Genomic DNA, 13,544 nt, shown 5'->3' with positions numbered 1-13,544 from the left:
CATGTGCCTCTGACGGGCACCACTCGCCCGACGCAGCGCGCGACGACCCCCTCTTGGCCCCTGAGTCGGGTCCGGTTCGTCCGATCGCTGCGTTGCGCCTCACCGCTCGTTGACCCCAGTCAACTCGGGGTTCGTCGCGCCTTGCGCTCGGACGAACCGGACCCGACTCAGGGGCCAAGAGGGGGTCGTCGCGCGCTGCGTCGGGCGAGTGGTGCCCGTCAGAGGCACATGAGCGAGCAGTCGCGTCGGGCAAGTGGCTGGCGCCTGTGGCGTGGCTTGGGCGTGGCAGAGTGGCGGCCGTGATCGACGACGCTGCGCTGCGGGTGGAGGACTTCCAGGAGGAGCAGCGGCGCACGTTGAACGTGCTTCGCCTCGCCGTCGTGCCCGGCCAGGCCGCTGTCGCCGGTTCGGTCGCGGTCGTCAGCCTGCTGGCGTCCGACCTGCTCGGCAGCGACCGGCTCGCCGGCCTGGGCGGTGCGGCCTTCACCCTCGGCGCCGCGGTCGTGGCGATCCCGTTGGCGGCGTTCATGCGGCGCCGGGGAAGGCGGCCCGGGCTGATCCTCGCCCTGCTGGCCGGAGCGCTCGGCGCTGCGGTCGCGGCGACGGGCGGTCAGCTGCGGTGGTTCCCGCTGTTCATCGTGGGCATGTTCCTCTTCGGGTCCGGCCAGGCCGCGACGTTGCAAGCCCGCTACGTCGCCGCCGATCTCGCCCATGAACACGACCGGGCGCGCGCCATCGGAGCGATCGTCTGGATCGGCACGCTCGGCGCGGTCTTCGGGCCGGTCTTCACACCGCTCGAGAAGGACGTCGGCGAGTGGCTCGGCCTCGACGAGTTCATCGGTCCGTACCTGTTCGCCGGCGCGCTCTTCCTCGTCGGCGCGATCGCCTACGCGCTGCTGTTGCGGCCCGATCCCCTGGTGCTGATCGGCGGTACGAACCCGCACGCCTCGCGGGCGCGGCCCATCAAGCAGGTGCATCGGTCGTTCGGCGTGATCCGCTCGTCTCCCGGTGCGCCGCTGGGCATCGTCGCCATGGCCGGCTCACAGGCGGCGATGGTCGGCGTCATGACCATGACTCCTCCCCACATGGAGGACCACGGCCACGACGACCTCTCGGCGATGGTGATCGCCGTGCACATCCTCGGCATGTTCGGCCTGGCGCCGCTCGTCGGCAGATTCGTCGATCGTGTCGGTGCGGTGCGGGCGATCCAGTACGGGACGATGGTGCTCGCATCGGGCACGGTGTCCGCCGTCGCCGCCGGCTACGTGCCCGCGATGTTGTTCATCGGGCTGTTCCTGCTCGGCCTGGGCTGGAACCTGGGGCTGATCGCCGGGACGACCTTGCTCACCGCCTCGGTGCCACAGGAGGCGCGGGTCGAGGCCCAGGGCACCGGCGACCTGACGCTCAGCCTGTGCGGCGCGGTCGCTGCGTTCGGCTCGGGCTTCGTCAAGGATGCGGCCGGCTTCCACATGCTCTCCAACGCAGCGACGGCACTCGCGGCTGCGATGCTGATCTACGCGTGGGTGACCCAGATGCGGCTCGGCCGGGCGGGCCTCTCGGCTGCGGCCTGAACCCGCTCGAGGACGTTCAGGAGGCGACGACGATCCGGCCGCTGCCGGCGCGCTTGCCGCTGCTGAGCGCATCCTCGGCCGATTCGTAGAGCTCGTCCATGTCGACCAAACCGAACTCGTGGGCGAACGCGAGCGTGGCGGTGACCGACCGACCGTCGCCCAGCGCCGGTTGCGGCTCGGCGACGACCGTGAGCAGTCGCTTGGACACCTGCAGCGCCGTGGCCCGGTCGGCGTCGGTGAGCACGATCGCGAAGTCGTCGGCGTGCAGTCGGGCGACGACGTCGTTGCGGCGGCACGTCGATGCGAGGCGGCGTGCCGTCTCGCGCAGCACCTCGTCGGCTGCTTCGGAGCCGTGATCCTCGTTGACGGCCGTGAAGCCGTCGAGGTCGATCAACAGCAGCGTCGCCTCCTCGCCGTCGAAGTCCTCCATGGCCCGGTCGAAGCGTTCACGGCTGGCGAGGCCGGTGAGCGCATCGATGTCGTCGCTCGTCGAACCGACGGGCAGGTCGACGACGTCGGCCGCTGCTGCGGCAGCCGCCTCTGCGGCGCGAGCGGCCTCGACCTCGGCGTCGATCGCGGCCTGGCGCGCTTCCTCGGCGATGTCGGCCTCGGTCGCCTCGATGAGCTCGTCGACCAGGGCTCGGCGGTCCTCGCCCCGTCCCGCGCTCGGTTCGGACTCGAAGTCGAACCAGAGCGCGACGCAGGTCGGCTGACCGGTGGCGCCGATGGGCGCCACGTCGACCTCGGTCACCCCGGCCCCGTCGGCGATGGCGCGCACCACCTCCGGGAGCGAGGTGACCGGTCGCGTGGTGACGGCGGCGACGCTGGCGCCGTCCCAGATACGCATGTTGCCGGCGGCGACCGCCACCGAGACGGCGGCGCGGAGCGGTGCGTTCCCGCCACCCGAGACGACCTCGTAGTCGTCGCGATTGGGGTGCAGGACGAAGATCAGCTCATCGCTGGTCTCGGCCGCATTCGCCTCCGCGGCGCGCACGCAGGTCGCCCGGAGTGGGCCGCCGGGCACGTTCGATCGGCCCGCCTCGTCACGCCGTGTCACGCCGTCGTTCATAACTGTGCCATCGGTGCTCATTCGCCCCAACTTAAGGGCGATTTGACACATCCTGACTCAGCGCAGACGTTTTGATAATTCGTTGAGACGCCGCTTCTCGTCGTGGGACAGCGAGTCGAGACCGCCATCGGAGATCTTGTCGAGCAATGCGTCGAGTTCGGCCTGCGCAGCCATGGCGTCGGGGCCCGGCGTCGGCGGTGTCGGCGGCGTCCACGGCCCCTCGACGACCTTCGATCCGCCGCGGCGTCGGGCTCGGCTCTTGGCCGGCCGGCTCGTCCTCGACGAACGCGAGGAGCGCGACGAACCGTCGCCCGAGCCCGGGAACGGCAACTTGGGGATCCACGGCAGGTGCGTGGCGAGACCGAAGCTGCGTGCCGCCAACCCCGACGTGGCGATCAGGACCGCGAGGAACGCGAGGCCGTCGGTGTCACGAATGCCCAACAGTTGGAGCACCTGGATGCCGACGATGACGGCACCGATGACCCAGCCCGGAATGCCGAAGAAGAACCGCGCGAACGGGAACTCCGCGATGAACACGAGGAACACACCGAGCTCGAGATGGCGAATGCCGGCGACGTCGAGATCGAGCACCGTGGCGACCACGGCGGGGATGACGGTGAGGATCGACAGGAACCACGCGAAGCGGTCGCGGCCGAGCATGCCCTCGAGCTCGCGACCGAAGTACCAGAAGATCGCGATCGTGATGACGGTCCAGATGTCGGGTGCATTGGCGAACGGCCAGGTGATCAGCCGCCAGATCTGACCGCGCCGCACCTCGGAGGCGTCGAGCACGAGCGGCTCGAGCAGGTCGGGGCTCGCCGCCCACACGAACATCGAGAGCACGGCGCCAGCCGCGACGAGGACGGCCGTCGTTACGTCGAGCTCGCCGACGCGGAACCACGGGTTGCCGCCGTAGCGGCTCTCGGGCGACGAATAGGAGAAACGGCCTGCCATCGGGCATCACCGTATCCGCCCCGGCGACATGTTTCCTGACGACCGCGGCCTCGCCACGCGGGTCGCCGTATCCTGAGCTGATGGTGTGCGGCGTGACGACCGGGACGCCGGCGGGATGGTGAAGCGTCCGCCGGCCGGCACGATTCCCGATCAGCCCGGCTCGTACCAGTTCAAGGACGCCCACGGCCGTGTGATCTACGTCGGCAAGGCCTCGAGCCTGCGCCAGCGCCTCTCGAACTACTTCCAGTCGCCGCGGAACCTGCATCCGCGCACGCGCCAGATGGTCGAGACCGCCGAGTCGGTCGAGTGGACGATCGTGCGCAACGAGGTCGAGGCGCTGATGCTCGAGTACTCGTTGATCAAGCAGCACCATCCGCGCTTCAACGTCCGGCTCCGCGACGACAAGTCGTACCCGTTCCTCGCGGTGACCGTCGACGATCAGTGGCCGCGGGCGATGGTGATGCGCGGCCGCAAGCGGAAGGGCACCCGCTACTTCGGCCCGTACGCGCATGCCTACGCCATCCGGGACACGCTCGACCTGTTGTTGCGGAGCTTCCCGATCCGGACGTGCAGCCCGAACAAGTTCAACGAGCACGAACGGCTCGGACGTCCGTGCCTGCTCTTCCACATCGAGAAGTGCGCCGGCCCGTGCGTGGGTGAGATCGAGGAGATGCCGTACCGCGAGCTCGTTCGCGAGCTCTGCGACTTCCTCGCCGGCGACACCGACGAGATCATCGACCGGCTCGACGTCGAGATGCGCGAGGCCGCCGACACGCTCGATTTCGAGCGCGCGGCGCGGCTGCGCGACCGCCTGGTCGCCGTGCGCAAGGCCGTCGAGAAGCAACAGATGGTCGCCGACAAGAACGAGGACGTCGACGTGATCGGCATCGCCGACGACGAGCTCGAGGCGTCGGTGCAGGTCTTCTTCGTTCGGAAGGGCCGCGTCGTCGGCCGCAAGGGCTTCGTGCTCGACAAGGTCGAGGAGCTCAGCCCCGGCAAGCTGGTCGACCGGATCCTCGAGGCGCTCTACGGCGACGAACCGCCGACCGGTGTGCCGAAACAGGTGCTGGTCCCGAACGAGCCTGACGACCAGGCGACGTACGAGGAATGGCTCAGCCATCTGCGTGACTCGAAGGTGCAGATCCGGGTGCCGCAGCGAGGTGACAAGCGTGCGTTGCTCGAGACCGTGTCACGCAACGCCGGCGAGGAGTTCACGCGGCACCGGATGCGCCGGGCGTCCGACCACAACACCCGGTCGCGGGCACTGACCGAGCTGCAGGAGGCGCTCGGTCTGCCCGAGGCGCCGCTCCGCATCGAGTGCTACGACATGGCGCACCTGCAGGGCACCGACTACGTCGGCTCGATGGTCGTGCTCGAGGACGGGTTGCCGAGCAAGCGTGAGTACCGACGGTTCAAGGTGCACGTCGCCGGCAACGACGACTACGGCGCGATGGAGGAGGTGCTCACACGGCGGTTGCAGGCGTACGTCGACGAGCGCGACCGGCCGATCGGCGAGAAGGGCGACAAGCCCGGCAAGTTCGCGTACCCGCCGCAGTTGCTCGTGGTCGACGGTGGCAAGGGGCAGATGAACGTCGCCAAGCGGGTCGTCGACGAGCTCGGGCTCGGCGACGAGATCCCGGTCGCCGGTCTGGCCAAGCGCTTCGAGGAGATCTACGTGCCGGGCCGGTCCGAGCCGGTCGAGATCAACCGTGGCAGCGAGGCGCTGTTCATGCTGCAGCGGATCCGCGACGAGGCGCACCGGTTCGCGAACACGTTCCATCGCGAGCGGCGGTCGAAGCGCATGACGGTGAGCTCGTTGGACGGCATCCCCGGGCTCGGCGAGGTGCGCAAGAAGAAGCTCGTCAAGGCGATGGGCGGCGTGAACGCCGTCAAGCGAGCCGACCTCGACGATCTGAAGGCGCTGAGCTTCCTGCCCGATGCCGTGGCCGAGGCCGTGCACGCCAAGTTCCATTCCTGATCCTCGGCGCTGCTGGCTGCTCGCGGGGCGCCGACTCCGTGGCAGACATCACGACATCCATCGGACCGCTGCCGCGAACGCGGTCTCCGGACGCTGCGGCAGTCAAAACGACGTCTGATGTCGTGATGGCTGCCCCGAAGTGCGGAGGGAAGATGCCGGGCGGCTGTGCTCGGTGACGTGGGTCGGCGGGCCCCGGTGACCGCGGCGCCGGCGTGGTCAGCGGGCTCGCATCCGGTTGTTGCGGGCGTTGTGCTCGACCTCCGCGAGACCGAGCACCTCGAGCACCGGCGGCACGTAGTTGCCGAACCGGCCGCGCAGGCCCTTCTTGAGCCCGTACCAGCCGCCGACCGGGTTGTCGCCCGACCGGCCCCACGCCTCGACGGTGTCGGGCTTGGCCTCCTTCTGCTCGTCGGCGTTGCCGAGCGCCACCCAGTCGCCGCGGTCGGTCAGCATCCGGTGCAGGTCGTCGATGCAGCGGAGGTGGTAGCGCAGCTCGGTCGCACCGACCTGGACGACCAGCGCGGGAGGGTCGGCGTCGGGGTCCCGGTACGCCTCGAACTCCGACTTGCCGGGAGGCGTCAGCAGGATCCACGGGTCCTCGGGCGTTCCGGATCCCTCGGCGTCGATGTCGTTCATGGCGTGCCTTTCTGTCTCGAGCGCCCCGGGTCGGTGCTGCGCTGGGATGAGAACCTAGGAAGGAGAAACTGACATCTCTTGTCATGAATGGGTGGAACTGGCACGATCGCGGCGTGCGAGCGGGCCGGTTGGTGAGCTTGATGCTGATCCTGCAGCGGCGCGGGCGCGTCACCGCCGCCGACCTCGCCACCGAGCTGGAGGTCTCGGAGCGAACCGTCCTGCGCGACATCGAGGAGCTGTCGGGCGCCGGCGTGCCCGTGTACGCCACGCGCGGGCCCGGCGGTGGGTTCGAGCTGCTCGAGGGCTTCCGGACCGAGCTGCCGTCGCCGCGCGCCTGGCAGCCGCAGGTGCGTCGACCCAGTCGGACCCGCCGGGCGACGATCCGGATCTCGCCCGAGGGGCGTCGGATGGCCGCCGTGCTCGGCAGGTTGCAGCCGCTCCGCCTGCGACGTGCCGTGCCACCCGACGACGACGGCTGGGTCGAGGCGACGTTCCGGATCGAGAGCAACGACCTGGCGGTGATCGATGTGCTCTCCCTGAGCTCGTACGTCGAGGTGATCGCGCCGGCGTGGTTGCGCACCGAGACCGCCCGACGCCTCGCCCTGGCGCACGAGCGGCACACGTCCGATGCGTAGTGCCCGCACCAGCTGCAAGGAATGACCTGCCACAGAACGGGGGCGCGGACGCTGTGGCACGAAAGCGGACGAGGGATGTCGTAACGACTGCCATGAAGTAGGCGCTGGGTTACTCGGCGGACGACGATTCGCCGTCAGGTGAGTTGGCCGACGACGTCGGCGTCGAAGCGCTCGAGCGACTCGCGCCGCTCCGCCGGCGTCGCACCCATCGTCCAATCGGGCACGATGAACTCGTCGAAGCCGAGCTCGTCGTAGCGACCGAGCTGTTCCACCAGCCGGTTCGTCGTGCCGGCGATCGTGCCCGGTCCCGCCCCCGCGGCGACGATCGCGTCGCCGTCCGCATCGGTCGCGGTGAGGTGCACGAGTGCTTGCGCCGACGTCCAGATCGACGCAGGGTCGCGGCCGACGGCCTCGCACGCCTGCTCGAACCGCGCGCGCTTCTCGGCGGCGATCTCGGGGCTGCCCCACGCGTTCCACTCGTCGGCATGGCGTGCGGTGATGCGGAGCATGCGCGGGCTCGACGACCCGACGAGGATCGGCAGTGGGGACTGCACGGGCGACGGGTCCGAGGGCGCGTCGGTGATCGTGTAGACGGCCCCGTCGAACGTCGTGCGGTCCTCGCTGAGCAGCGAGCGGATGACCTGGATCGCCTCGTCGAAGCGGTCGACCCGCGCCTTCGGCGGTTCGAGCTCGATGCCGTAGGCGCGGTGCTCGTTGATCTGCCACCCTGCGCCGAGACCGAGCACCATCCGCCCGTTCGAGAGGTGATCGATCGTCGCTGCGCGGTTGGCGAGCACCGCAGGGTGATGGACCGAGGTCGGCGTCACGAGCGGTCCGACACGCACCCGCTGGGTGACCGCCGCGATGGCCGGCAGCATCGCCCAGCACTCGTGGGTGTCGCCCGGTGTGAATTCCTCGCTGCCGGTGTTCGGCATGTAGTGATCGGCGTACCAGACGCCGTGCCAGCCTGTTGCATCGGCCCAGCGGGCGAGGTCGAGGACCTCGGCCGGGGCGTGGCTCATGTTCGGCCAGAGGGAGATCTTCATGTGTGCGACCTTACGGTTCGCTGCGGGTCGCCGCTGGCTCGAACGCCGACGGCTGGGCGACCGATCAGATCTCGACGGTGAGGTCCCAGGCCCGCGCCGTCGCGTCGAGCGACGACGATGCCAGCCACGTGCCGTCGGGTGCGAACGCGACGTCGGTGACGTCGGCGGTGTGGCCGGCGAGCGTGGCGAGACGCCGGCCGTCCTCGGTCGACCAGATCCCGATCGTCGAGTCGGCCGCGGGTGCGGCGAGCAGCAGCCCGTCGTCGGAGACCGCGATCGAGGTGGTGCGGGTGCCCGCAGCCTCGAAGTCGAGGAGGATCTCACCGGTCATGACGTCGACCAGTGAAAGCGCGCCGGTGATGTCGGCCGCCGCCATCGTCGCGGCGTCGGGCAACATCGCGATCGCCAGGTAGCCGCCCATCGGCGAGCGGTACTCGGCGGCGATCGAGAAGTCCTCGGTGTCCCAGACGGTGACGGCCGCGTTGTCGCGGGTCGCGACGAGGAGCTCGTCGTCGGGTGTGAAGCCGATGTCGAGCAGCGTGCTGTCCTCGGTCGACAGCCGCTGGAGCTCGGCGCCGGTCTCGGCGTCGACGACGGCCACGGTGTAGTCGTGCGAGGTCCTGGCGAGAAGTGCGCCGTCGCCGGTGAACCGGATCCGGTTGTAGAAGAACGAACAGCCCGCCACGTCCTCGGACTCGCCGCCGATCCGGAAGCGCTCGGACTGCGTGACCGGGTCCCAGCTGGCGACGGTGTCGTCGAACGCCTCCTCGCCCGTTCGCTCGGCCAGCCCGGTGGCCAACATGCCCGAGACCGGGTTGAACTCCACCGCACCGACGTGGACGCGGGACGACCCGAAGACCCACTGGTCGGCGAGTGACCGGTCGAGCACGGCGACCCGCCCCGAGTTCGATGCCACGCCGATTCGATCGCCGGATGACGACACCGCGACCGACGTCGCCTCGCCGAGCGCGAACGCGCCGGACTGCAACGCAGCGGTGCCCGTCGTCGTGTCCCAGCGGGTGACGTCCCCGTAGAAGCCGACCGTGGTGATGGCCCGTCCCGAGGCGTCGACCGCCGCGTCACGAACGCTGACGCCGCCCGCATCGAGGGTGAGGGGCGCCCAGGTCGCCGAGTCCCACGCCGTGATCGCCCCGTCGGCCTGGACGAGCGCGAACCCCGACTCGAGCGGCAGCAGTTCGGCGCGGGTCGCGTCGGTCGGCACGGTGAGCTCGGTGACCGGCGTCCCGTCGATGGCGAACACGTCGATGGCGTCGCTGCCGAGGACGGCGACGTGTGCGTCGTTGACGACCCAGCTGTCGGGCGGGACGGCGCGATCGAGTGCGATCTCGGACCTGACGGCGAACGTCTGCGGATCGAGGAGCAGGATGCGGTCGCGACGGTCGAGCGCGTCCTGACCTTCGCCGACGGTGACGGCGATCGTGTCGCCGCCCGGGCCGGCTCGCGCATCGAGCACCGTGGCGGCACCGATCGACTCGAGCCGCACGACGCTGGTCTCGTTCTCGTCGACCAGTGCGAGCGTGTCGGTCTCGGCGACGGGTGCGACGACGATGCCGTCGGACCGGACCACCCACCGGCCGATCGAAGCGCCGGCGTCGGTGAGCGGGATCGGACCGGACAGCGGACCGTCGGGCCAGGCCGAGAGGTTCGCACCGGTCGCGGCGACGACGCCGCTGCCGTCGGAGGTGAACGTCAGCGCGGTGATCGCGGCGCTCACGTCGAGGTCCTGGACGTGCTGCAGCTCCTGGGCGACGAGGTCGAACCAGAGGAGGCGCGATGGCGTCGAGGTCGCCACGACGAGCGTGCCGTCGTCCGGTGAGAGCTCGATGGCGGCGAGCTGCGTGGTCTCGTCGAAGCGGTGCAGCGTCGACGCCGGTTGGCCGTCGCTGCCGAGGACGTGGACGCCGGTGGTCGTGGCGACGGCGACCGTGCCGTCGGTGGCGCTCGTCGCCATCACCGCCCGGCCGTCGCCCCACACGCCCGCCGGCGACGCGCTGACGCCCAGGACGATGTCGGAGAAGAAGTCGGTCGCCGTGGTGTCGTCGCTGTCGGACGAGCACGCCCCGACCAACAGGGCGGTGCTGGCGGCGACGGCGAGCGCGCCGCGGAGACGGCGATGCTCACCCGGTTCACGCATGTGCTCAACGCTATCGATCGGTCGCGGCTCGGGCGCGTCACGCGGCAGCTCCCCGACGTAGCCTCTGCCAGGTGCAGGACCGGCTCGTCGATCCATCCCGCGAGCTGTGGGAGACCCACGCCCGGTGGTGGATCGACGGGTTCACCGAGGGTGCCGACCCGGAGTACGACGAGCAGATCCTCCCGCTCGCCCGCGCCGAGCTGTCCGACGCCGGGCAGGTCCTCGACATCGGCTGCGGCGACGGTCAGATCGCCCGGATGCTGGCCGCTGCCGGGGCGAGCGTGATCGGCGTCGACCCGACCTGGAACCAGATCAGCGTCGCAGCCCACCGCGGGGGAGGGGCGGCGTACGTTCGTGCGCCCGCGGACTCGCTCCCGTTCGTGGACGCCAGCTTCGACGCGGCCGTTGCGTGCCTGGTGTTCGAGCACATCGACGCGGTCGACGCGGCGATCGCCGAGGTGGCGAGGATCCTGCGGCCGGGCGGCCGGTTCAGCTTCTTCCTCAACCATCCGCTGTTGCAGACGCCGCAGAGCGGCTGGATCGACGACCACGTCATCGATCCGCCCGAGCAGTACTGGCGGATCGGCCCGTACCTGGTCGAGAGCGAGACGGTCGAGCAGGTCGAGCTCGGCGTGCACATCAGGTTCATCCACCGCCCGCTGTCGCGCTACCTCAACGCGTTGATCGAGCACGGTCTGGTGCTCGAGCGGATGGTCGAGCCGCCGCCCCCGCCCGGCTTCCTCGAGCGGGCGCCCGAGTACACCGAGGCGGCCACCATCCCGCGGCTGATGTACTTGCGGCTCCGTCGCGCCTGATCCGCGCCGGCTGCAGCATCCCTGCCGGGGCGGCGGGCCGGTGATCGGTAGGGTTCCGGTGTGGCCGACATCGTGCTGATCACGGGGTTGTCAGGTGCGGGGCGGTCGGGGGCGGCCGACGTGCTCGACGACCTCGGCTACTACGTCATCGACAACCTCCCGACCTCGCTGCTGCCGACCATCGTCGAGCTGGCCTCGCAGCCGGGCGGGATCGAGCGGCTGGCGCTCGTGTCGGGGCGCAACCACGACGACGTGCTCCCCGAGGTCGCCCACATCCGTGCCGAGGGGCACGAGGTCACGCTCGTCTTCCTCGACGCGTCGACGCCCGTACTCGTCCAGCGCTACGACGCCACGCGCCGACGTCACCCGTTCGCCGACCATGCCGACGGGCTGCTCGAGGCCATCGAGCACGAGCGCGAGCTGCTGCAGAAGGTGAAGGTCGAGGCCGATCTCGTCATCGACACGACCGACCTCAACGTCCACCAGCTGAAGGAACGCCTGGTCGGAGCGTTCGAGATGGCGAGCTCGCAGCAACTCCAGATCGCGGTCGAGAGCTTCGGCTACAAGAACGGGCTGCCGCTCGACGCCGACATCGTGATGGACGTCCGCTTCCTCCCCAACCCGCACTGGGACGACGACCTGCGCCCGCTCACCGGCCACGACCCGCGGGTGCGCGACTACGTGATCGAGCGGGCGCAGGCCGCGACGTTCCTCGACGGGTTCGAGGCGCTGCTCGTCGAGCTGCTGCCGAGCTATCGCGCCGAGGGCCGCAGCTATCTCACGATCGCGATCGGCTGCACCGGCGGGCGGCACCGCTCGGTCGCGGTCGCCGAGGAGCTGGCTGGACGGTTCACCGAGCACGGCGTCGTGGCGCGCACGTCCCATCGCGACGTCGGCGGCGGCTGACGCGCTCGGGCAGTCCCGCGTCGTCGGAGCCGCGCCGGACCGGCAGTGCCGCGTGGCACCGCGATCGGGGTCCAATTCCTCTCGTGGAAGTCGCTCTGAGCTGGTGGAACTAGTGTGAGCAAGCGGTAGGCACGAACTGACACGTCGTCGCCGCCGATGACGTGAATCCCCAATCGAAAGGACACCCCCGCGATGACGGTGCGAGTTGGTATCAACGGCTTCGGACGGATCGGCCGGAACTTCTTCAGAGCCGCGAAGGCGCAGGGGGCGGACATCGACTTCGTCGCCGCCAACGACCTCGGCTCGCTCGACCAGATGGCGCATCTGCTGAAGTACGACTCGGTGCTGGGCACGATGCCGGACAAGATCTCGGCCACCAGCCGCAGCATCCGCGTCGGCCGCGACTCGCTGCGGATCCTGAGCGAGCGCGATCCCGCCAAGCTGCCGTGGGGCGACCTCGGCGTCGACGTCGTCATCGAGTCGACCGGGTTCTTCAACAACCGCGACGCCTCGGCCGCCCATCTCGAGGCCGGCGCCCCGCTCGTGATGGTGTCGGCGCCCTGCACCGGTGCCGACGCGACGTTCGTGTACGGGGTCAACCACCAGGACTTCCGGGTCAGCAAGCACAAGGTCATCTCGAACGCCAGCTGCACGACGAATTGCTTCGTGCCGCTCGTCAAGGTGCTCGACGACACCTTCGGCATCAGCCAGGGCATGATGACCACGGTGCACGCCTACACGGGCGACCAGAACATCGTCGACGGCCCGCACAAGGATCTGCGACGTGCCCGCGCCGCGGCCGTGAGCATCATCCCGACGTCGACCGGCGCCGCCCGCGCGACGTCGCTCGTGATGCAGTCGATGAAGGGCAAGCTCGACGGCAACGCGCTGCGCGTCCCGATCCCGACCGGCTCGCTCACCGACTTCACGGTCAACCTCAAGAAGGCCGCGTCGGCCGAGGAGATCAACGCCGCGTACGCGAAGGCGGCCTCCGGCAAGCTGAAGGGCGTCCTCAAGTACACCGAGGATCCGATCGTGTCGGCCGACATCGTCACCGACCCGCACTCGTGCATCTTCGACGCCGGGCTGACGATGAGCATGGGCAAGATGGTCAAGGTCGGCGGCTGGTACGACAACGAGTGGGGCTACTCGAACCGCCTCGTCGACATGACGATGTTCCTCGGCGGCAAGGTCAAGCGCTGACCCGTCAGCCGACGTCCACATGATCAACGGGATTCCCACCCTGGAGGACCTCGGCGACGTCGCCGGCAAGCGGGTGTTCGTTCGCACCGACTTCAACGTTCCGCTCGATCGCGGCGGCGACACGGTCGAGATCGCCGACGACTTCCGCATCCGGGCGGCCCTGCCGACGATCGAGTGGCTCACCGAGCGGGGCGCTCAGGTCGTCACCGCCAGCCATCTCGGCCGTCCCAAGGGCGCACCCGATCCGCAGTACTCGATGGACCCGGTGCGCGCCCGCCTCGCCGAGCTCGCACCCGGGGTCGAGCTGTTGGAGAACCTCCGCTTCGATCCGGGTGAGACCGGCAACGACGACGAGTTCACCGCCCGCCTGCTCGACGGCATCGACCTCTACGTCAACGACGCGTTCGGCGCGTCACATCGATCGCACGCGTCGATCGTCGGCCCGCCGCAGTCGGTGCCGTCGGCGATGGGGCGACTGCTCGAGAAGGAGGTCGACGTGTTGCTCGGCCTCCGCAACTCGCCGAAGCGGCCGTTCGTCGCGGTGCTCGGTGGCGCCAAGATCTCCGACAAGCTCGG

12 protein-coding genes are annotated in these 13,544 nt (G+C 69.9%); 7 read left to right on the top strand and 5 right to left on the bottom strand.

Translation table 11 applies throughout. The features are described from left to right. The first annotated feature begins 299 nt into the window (after window positions 1-299). Entirely contained in the window at window positions 300-1,571 is a 1,272-nt protein-coding gene (locus tag QNJ12_RS19845) for an MFS transporter (protein ID WP_300625328.1), read from the top strand. A 16-nt stretch (window positions 1,572-1,587) separates the two neighbouring features. On the opposite strand, the gene QNJ12_RS19840 is transcribed toward QNJ12_RS19845, so the two are convergent. Together QNJ12_RS19840 and QNJ12_RS19835 are read right to left on the bottom strand one after the other, a co-directional pair. Further along, window positions 1,588-2,661: a GGDEF domain-containing protein gene (locus QNJ12_RS19840; protein WP_300625326.1), complete on the bottom strand. Its 1,074-nt coding sequence runs from the start codon at window positions 2,659-2,661 to the stop codon at window positions 1,588-1,590. Window positions 2,662-2,697: 36 nt separating this feature from the next. Beyond that, window positions 2,698-3,594 (bottom strand): rhomboid family intramembrane serine protease, encoded by an 897-nt coding sequence (locus QNJ12_RS19835; RefSeq protein WP_300625324.1) that lies wholly within the window; start codon window positions 3,592-3,594, stop codon window positions 2,698-2,700. A gap of 85 nt (window positions 3,595-3,679) precedes the next feature. On the opposite strand from QNJ12_RS19835, the gene uvrC reads away from it, so the two are divergent. Then, window positions 3,680-5,572, top strand: coding sequence for an excinuclease ABC subunit UvrC (gene uvrC, locus QNJ12_RS19830; RefSeq protein ID WP_300625323.1), 1,893 nt, complete (start codon window positions 3,680-3,682; stop codon window positions 5,570-5,572). Window positions 5,573-5,788: 216 nt separating this feature from the next. On the opposite strand, the gene QNJ12_RS19825 is transcribed toward uvrC, so the two are convergent. Further along, on the bottom strand, window positions 5,789-6,208 hold the full coding sequence (locus tag QNJ12_RS19825) for a DUF6855 family protein (protein WP_300625321.1): 420 nt from the start codon (window positions 6,206-6,208) through the stop codon (window positions 5,789-5,791). Window positions 6,209-6,321: 113 nt separating this feature from the next. Here QNJ12_RS19825 and QNJ12_RS19820 point away from each other — a divergent pair, with 113 nt between their 5' ends. Continuing rightward, window positions 6,322-6,843, top strand: a complete 522-nt coding sequence (locus QNJ12_RS19820; protein ID WP_300625319.1) for a WYL domain-containing protein — start codon at window positions 6,322-6,324, stop codon at window positions 6,841-6,843. A gap of 134 nt (window positions 6,844-6,977) precedes the next feature. On the opposite strand, the gene QNJ12_RS19815 is transcribed toward QNJ12_RS19820, so the two are convergent. Together QNJ12_RS19815 and QNJ12_RS19810 are read right to left on the bottom strand one after the other, a co-directional pair. Continuing rightward, window positions 6,978-7,889 (bottom strand): LLM class flavin-dependent oxidoreductase, encoded by a 912-nt coding sequence (locus tag QNJ12_RS19815; protein ID WP_300625317.1) that lies wholly within the window; start codon window positions 7,887-7,889, stop codon window positions 6,978-6,980. A 64-nt stretch (window positions 7,890-7,953) separates the two neighbouring features. Continuing rightward, window positions 7,954-10,044, bottom strand: coding sequence for a hypothetical protein (locus QNJ12_RS19810; RefSeq protein WP_300625315.1), 2,091 nt, complete (start codon window positions 10,042-10,044; stop codon window positions 7,954-7,956). 71 nt (window positions 10,045-10,115) lie between these two features. Between QNJ12_RS19810 and QNJ12_RS19805 the strand changes: the two genes are divergently transcribed. The 4 genes from QNJ12_RS19805 to pgk all read left to right on the top strand — a co-directional run. Continuing rightward, window positions 10,116-10,859: a class I SAM-dependent methyltransferase gene (locus tag QNJ12_RS19805; protein WP_300625313.1), complete on the top strand. Its 744-nt coding sequence runs from the start codon at window positions 10,116-10,118 to the stop codon at window positions 10,857-10,859. A 60-nt stretch (window positions 10,860-10,919) separates the two neighbouring features. Then, complete coding sequence (gene rapZ / locus QNJ12_RS19800; RefSeq protein WP_300625311.1) at window positions 10,920-11,765, top strand: RNase adapter RapZ; 846 nt, start codon at window positions 10,920-10,922, stop codon at window positions 11,763-11,765. 192 nt (window positions 11,766-11,957) lie between these two features. Then, window positions 11,958-12,968: a type I glyceraldehyde-3-phosphate dehydrogenase gene (gene gap, locus QNJ12_RS19795; protein WP_300625310.1), complete on the top strand. Its 1,011-nt coding sequence runs from the start codon at window positions 11,958-11,960 to the stop codon at window positions 12,966-12,968. A gap of 31 nt (window positions 12,969-12,999) precedes the next feature. Next, window positions 13,000-13,544: phosphoglycerate kinase (gene pgk, locus QNJ12_RS19790; protein WP_367281821.1), on the top strand; the 545-nt coding region annotated here is incomplete at its 3' end.

The organism is Ilumatobacter sp., from assembly GCF_030065885.1.
Lineage (GTDB): Bacteria > Actinomycetota > Acidimicrobiia > Acidimicrobiales > Ilumatobacteraceae > Ilumatobacter.
Note: the sequence above shows the minus strand (reverse complement) of the source record. Positions and strands in the feature narration are given on the sequence as shown.

What these genes read in the sequence shown, in the direction of transcription:
- QNJ12_RS19835 (WP_300625324.1), bottom strand. Translation starts at nt 3,594, where the DNA reads ATGGCAGGCCGTTTCTCCTATTCGTCGCCCGAGAGCCGCTACGGCGGC.
- QNJ12_RS19810 (WP_300625315.1), bottom strand. Translation starts at nt 10,044, where the DNA reads ATGCGTGAACCGGGTGAGCATCGCCGTCTCCGCGGCGCGCTCGCCGTC.
- QNJ12_RS19815 (WP_300625317.1), bottom strand. Translation starts at nt 7,889, where the DNA reads ATGAAGATCTCCCTCTGGCCGAACATGAGCCACGCCCCGGCCGAGGTC.
- gap (WP_300625310.1), top strand. Translation starts at nt 11,958, where the DNA reads ATGACGGTGCGAGTTGGTATCAACGGCTTCGGACGGATCGGCCGGAAC.
- QNJ12_RS19825 (WP_300625321.1), bottom strand. Translation starts at nt 6,208, where the DNA reads ATGAACGACATCGACGCCGAGGGATCCGGAACGCCCGAGGACCCGTGG.
- QNJ12_RS19840 (WP_300625326.1), bottom strand. Translation starts at nt 2,661, where the DNA reads ATGAGCACCGATGGCACAGTTATGAACGACGGCGTGACACGGCGTGAC.